Raw genomic sequence first — 5,657 nt, forward strand, 5'->3', positions numbered from 1 at the left:
CTGCAGCCGGTGGCGCAGGCCCAGTTCTACGGCATCGTGCCGAAGGCAATGGAAAGCCGCCTGCCGGCATCGCTCAGGCTGGACTGGTTCCGCAGGCATCCCTTCATCGGCCTGCGCAGCGATGATCCGCTGGGCGCAGCGTTCGGCGCTGCCGTCAAACTTTCCGGCGTCGACCTCAACCCGATCGTTGAAGTCAAGACAAACCAGATCGCGCTGGCGCTGGTTTCACGCGGAGCCGGCGCGGCGATTGTCGATCAGTATACGGCTGCCGCCCATGATCCGAAGCTGGTCGCGGTCCGGCCGCTCAGCCCGCGCATCGATTTTGCAGTGCACGCGCTGCGGGCGAAGCACCAGCCGGCTTCCGTTCTGGCGCGGAAGTTCATCGCGATGCTGATGCAGACCGAAAAGTCCATCTCGGCGACACTGCCGCCCACAGTGAAAACCTGATAAAATCCTTGACGGAAGCGGCCCGGTGGTTCTCCATACCGCGAGGTTATGGAATCGGCATCGATACGCATGGTGGGGCAGTTGGGCTTTCCGCTATCACAGGGGCGCGACGCCTTTTCCTAACCAGAGGGGCGGCCATAATCGAACCGGGCACGTCCCGGTACCGCACCGGACGAAACCCCGGCGGATGACCGCAGCACACACTTGGAGGGACTACATGATTCAGTTCAACGCAAAGCACCTGTTCGGGGGCATCCTGGGCGCCGCCCTGTTGGCCGCCCTGCCCGGCACCGGCATGGCGCAGCAGAAATTCGTCACCATCGGTACCGGTGGTGTGACCGGCGTGTACTATGCGGCGGGCGGCGCGATCTGCCGTCTGCTGAACAAGGACCGCAAGTCCCACGGCATCCGCTGCTCGGTCGAGTCGACCGGCGGCTCGGCCTATAACGTCAACACCATCCGCGCCGGCGAACTCGACTTCGGCATGGCCCAGTCGGACGTCCATTACAACGGCCTCAAGGGTGCCGGTGCGTTCAAGGATGCCGGCCCGTTCGCCGACCTGCGCTCGGTCTTCTCGGTCCATCCGGAGCCGTTCACCGTCCTGGCCCGCAAGGAAGCCAACGTCACGAAGTTCGAGGACCTGAAGGGCAAGCGCTTCAACGTCGGCAATCCCGGTTCGGGCACCCGCGCTTCGCTGGAAGAGCTGCTCGGCGCCCTGGGCTGGAAGCTCAGCGACTTCGCGCTGGCTTCCGAGCTGAAGGCCGACGAACACGGCCCGGCTCTGTGCGATAACAAGATCGACGGCTTCTTCTACGGCGTCGGCCATCCGTCGGCCAACATCCAGGATCCGACCACCACCTGCGGCGCCAAGCTGGTTCCCATCGAGGGCCCGGCCGTCGACAAGCTGGTGGCGGCGAATCCGTATTTCGCCAAGGCGACCATCCCGGGTGGCCTGTATAACAACAACCCGCAGCCGACCAACACCTACGGTGTGCTCGCCACGCTGGTGAGCTCGACCAAGGTTGACAGTGAGACCGTCTACCAGCTGGTCAAGGCGACGTTCGAGAACTTCGACGAGTTCAAGAAGCTGCATCCGGCCTTCGCCAACCTTGATCCGAAGAAGATGATCAAGGACGGTCTCTCGGCGCCGCTGCATGATGGTGCCGTGAAGTACTACAAGGAAAAGGGTTGGATGTAACTCTTAGGTACGGGGGAAGCCGGCCCGCAGATTGCGGGCCGGCTTTTTTATGTCTGCAGACCGGTCAAGAAAGCAGGGGACGGTCATGAGCATTGAGGCAAAATCCGCCAACCAGACCAGCAGGGAAGCTCTCGACGAACTGGTCGCAGAAGCCGATACCGGCAACCGGAATCCCACGGGGCCAGTCGCCCGACTGCTGCTCGTCACCGCAGTGGCCTGGTCGCTGTTCCAGCTCTGGTATGCCTCACCTTTGCCCTTCCTGTTCGGCATCTTCATCCTGAACGACACGGAAGCGCGCGCGATCCATCTCGGCTTCGCGGTATTCCTCGCCTTCACCTGCTATCCGGCCTTCCGCCGCTCGCCGCGCCGCTATGTGCCGGTCGCCGACTGGATATTCGCCCTGCTGGGCGCTTTTGCCGCCAGTTACCTCTTCACGCATTACGGCGCGCTGGCGCTGCGCCCCGGCACTCCGATCACCCAGGACCTGGTGGTCGCCGTGGTCGGACTCATCCTGCTGCTGGAAGCGGCACGACGCTGTCTCGGACCGCCGATGGTCATCGTTGCGCTGGCCTTCATCGTCTTCACCTTCGCCGGCCCCTACATGCCTGACGCGATTCAGCACAAGGGATCGTCGATCAGCAAGTTCCTGCAGCACCAGTGGCTCTTCACCGAGGGCGTTTTCGGCGTGGCCCTCGGTGTTTCCACCAGTTTCGTCTTCCTTTTCGTGCTGTTCGGTTCCCTGCTCGATAAGGCGGGAGCCGGCAACTACATCATGCAGATGTCGTTCGCGCTGCTGGGCCATCTGCGCGGCGGTCCCGCCAAGGTGGCGGTGGTTTCCTCGGGCCTGACCGGACTGATCTCCGGTTCTTCGGTGTCCAATGTCGTCTCGACCGGCATTTTCACCATTCCGATGATGAAGCGCGTCGGCATCAGCGGCGTGAAGGCCGGCGCGGTGGAAGCCGCCTCGTCGATCAACGGTCAGATCATGCCGCCCGTCATGGGCGCGGCCGCCTTCCTGATGGTCGAGTATGTCGGCATTCCCTACACGCAGATCGTCAAGCATGCCCTGCTGCCGGCGCTGATTTCCTATATCGCGCTGTTCTACATGGTCCATCTCGAGGCCATGAAGATCGGCGCCGAACCGCTCAAGCGCAGCGTGATCCGTCCGGTCAGGGAGCGACTGCTACGGCAGGCACTGGGCTGGAGCGGCACGATTGCCGTCATCTGCGCCCTCTATTACGCCATTCTCGGCGTCAAGGCCGTGCTGGGCGAGGCCGCGCCGTGGGTGCTTGCCGTGCTCGGCATCGGCGGATATGTCGGCCTGATCGCCTATGCCGCGCGCTTCCCCGAACTGAAGCTGGATGATCCGGACGAACCAATCATCCACCTGCCGGAAGCGTGGGATGTCGCCCGCACCGGCTTCCATTTCCTGCTGCCGATCCTGGTGCTGCTGTGGTGCCTCATGGTCGAGCAGATGTCGCCCGGCCTCTCGGCCTTCTGGGGGACTGCCACCATCATCGGCCTGCTGGTGACGCAGCGGCCGCTGTTTGCCCTGTTCCGCAATCCCGCGGCGATCGGCAGTTCGGTGATCATGGGTTTTGGTGACCTCATAGACGGCCTGAACACCGGCGCCCGCAACATGATCAGCATCGGCGTCGCCACGGCGACGGCCGGCATCATCGTCGGAACGGTGACCCTCACCGGCATGGGCCTGATGATGACCGATCTCGTCGAGTTCGTCTCGGGCGGCAATGTCATCGCCATGCTGTTCCTGACGGCCTTCATCTGCCTGATGCTTGGCATGGGCATCCCGACAACGGCGAACTACATCCTGGTGGCCACCCTGATGGCGCCGGTGATCGTCGAGCTTGGCGCCCAGGGTGGCGTCGCCATTCCGCTGATCGCCGTGCATCTGTTCGTCTTCTATTTCGGCATCATGGCGGATGTGACGCCGCCGGTCGGCCTCGCCTCGTTCGCCGCCGCGGCAATCTCGGGAGAGAATCCGATCAAGACCGGCCTGCAGGGCGCCCTCTACAGCCTGCGCACCGCCGTTCTGCCGTTCCTCTTCGTGTTCAATCCGCAGATCCTCCTGATCGGCCTGGAAGGCTGGGCCGATACGATACTCGTGATCGCGGCGTGCGTGATCGCCATGCTGGCCTTCTCGGCGGCGACCATGGGCTGGTTCCTCGCCCGCAATCGCATCTGGGAATCGGCCTTGCTGCTGCTGGCCTGTTTCACCCTGTTCCGGCCCGGCTTCTGGCTGGATCTCGTTTATGACCCGTACGAGCATCTGCCGGCGGCCAAACTCTATGAAGTGGCCGAAAGGCTGCCCCGCAACTCGCGGGTCACCTTCACCATCGAAGGCATCAGCCTGGAAGGCCGCGATGTCAGCAAGACCGTGTCGCTGCCGGTCGGCGACCCGGCACCCGGCCCGGCGCGGCTGGCGGCGTCCGGCGTGCGGTTCATGGCGCTGGGTGACAGCCTGCAGGTCGGCCCGGTCGAGTTCGGCTCCTATGCGCGCCGCGTCGGCCTGGAGACCGGCTTCGACGTCACCGGCGTTCTGGTGCCCGCCGACCGGCCGTCCAAATACTGGATGTTCGTCCCGGCCCTGCTGGTGATCGCGCTGGTGGCATTGCTGCAGACGCGCCGCCGCAAGACCGCGGCAATTCCCGCAACGGCATGAGGAAGGCCGTCGTCCTCTGTTCCGGCGGCATCGACTCCGCCACGCTGGCCTACAGGGTGGCGGAAGCCGGCGCGCTGGAGCGGCTGATTTCCTTCGATTACGGCCAGCGCCACCGGCGCGAGATCGAACGGGCGGCCGCCATCGCCGCCCGGCTCGGTGCGCGTCATGACGTAGTCGACATCGCCGGGCTGGGCCGTTTTCTCACCTCCTCCTCGCTGATCAGCGGCGGCGGGGCGGTGCCGGACGGGCATTATGCTGAGAGCAACATGAAGTCGACCGTGGTGCCGAACCGCAATGCGATCATGCTGAGCATCGCGTTCGGCATCGCCGCCGGCGCCAGGGCTGACGCCGTCGGCATCGCGGTGCATAGCGGCGATCACTTCATCTATCCCGATTGCCGTCCGGCCTTCGTCGACGCCTTCCGCGCCATGCAGGATTGCGCCTTGGAGGGCATGTGGCAGGTCGAGCTTTACGCACCTTTCGTCAACACCGACAAGGCCGGCATTGTGGCCGAGGGCGCGCGGCTTGGCGTGCCCTATGAACTGACCTGGAGCTGCTACAAGGGCGGCGAGCGGCATTGCGGCCGCTGCGGCACCTGCGTTGAGCGCGCCGAGGCGTTTCATCTCGCCGGAGTGGCGGATCCCACCGACTACGAGGATCCCGATTACTGGAAAGACGCGGTGGCGAAGATGCGGGCTTCAATCACCTGATCAGGCCGCCTGGATGCCCAGCCGCTCATCGCGGTCGCGCAGCAGGCGGATCGCGGGAATGCTGAGCAGCACCATCCAGGCCTTGCCGATCACCTGCCCGGCCAGATAGTCGAGGCTGCCGAAGGCCAGATACAGGAACACCACCGAATCCACCGCCAGTCCGACCAGGCTGGAGATGATCACCGCGCGGATCAGGCCGCGGCGCTGCAGCGGCGTGTAGACGGCAAAATCGGCGAGTTCCGACAGCAGGAAGGCGGCAACCGACGCCGCGACCAGCGCCGGCGGCGCGACGAAGCCCGACAGGGCCGCGCCGGCCAGGATCGCGCCCAGCACCCAGAGTTTGCCCAGCCGGCGCTGCACCAGGTCGCGCAGAACCAGCGCCAGGCCGATTACCAGCACGCCGCTGGGCGCAGTGATGCCGAATGGCGCAACCGGAATGACGCAGGGCCCCTGCGGCACGCAGACAGTGCCGACATTCCCGATCAGCCAGTTGGCTGCGGGCACACAGGCGATGAAAGCGGCCAGGAAGGCAAAGCCCTCGAAGCGGGTGCGGTCCATAAAAACTCCGGTGATTGCGCGGGGATATACGGCGGCGGGGCCGGGAAGGCAACCCGCGGCC

5 protein-coding genes are annotated in these 5,657 nt (G+C 64.8%); 4 read left to right on the forward strand and 1 reads right to left on the reverse strand.

Going from position 1 to position 5,657, the window contains the following annotated elements; translation table 11 throughout:
• From VKZ87_RS14805 to queC, 4 genes are all read left to right on the forward strand, one after another.
• A partial coding sequence (locus VKZ87_RS14805) for a LysR substrate-binding domain-containing protein (protein ID WP_324222035.1) occupies positions 1-447 on the forward strand: 447 nt, incomplete at its 5' end.
• Between the two features lie 217 nt (positions 448-664).
• Positions 665-1,645 (forward strand): TAXI family TRAP transporter solute-binding subunit, encoded by a 981-nt coding sequence (locus VKZ87_RS14810; RefSeq protein WP_324222036.1) that lies wholly within the window; start codon positions 665-667, stop codon positions 1,643-1,645.
• Between the two features lie 85 nt (positions 1,646-1,730).
• Positions 1,731-4,328: a TRAP transporter permease gene (locus VKZ87_RS14815; protein ID WP_324222037.1), complete on the forward strand. Its 2,598-nt coding sequence runs from the start codon at positions 1,731-1,733 to the stop codon at positions 4,326-4,328.
• Positions 4,325-5,038 (forward strand): 7-cyano-7-deazaguanine synthase QueC, encoded by a 714-nt coding sequence (gene queC / locus VKZ87_RS14820; protein ID WP_324222038.1) that lies wholly within the window; start codon positions 4,325-4,327, stop codon positions 5,036-5,038. The genes VKZ87_RS14815 and queC overlap by 4 nt, the downstream gene beginning before the upstream one ends.
• Here the strand turns inward: queC and VKZ87_RS14825 are convergent, their stop codons facing one another.
• Positions 5,039-5,596 (reverse strand): VUT family protein, encoded by a 558-nt coding sequence (locus VKZ87_RS14825; RefSeq protein ID WP_324222039.1) that lies wholly within the window; start codon positions 5,594-5,596, stop codon positions 5,039-5,041.
• Positions 5,597-5,657: the final 61 nt, after the last annotated feature.

The organism is Ferrovibrio sp. (assembly GCF_035304305.1).
In the GTDB taxonomy this organism is placed as follows: domain Bacteria; phylum Pseudomonadota; class Alphaproteobacteria; order Ferrovibrionales; family Ferrovibrionaceae; genus Ferrovibrio.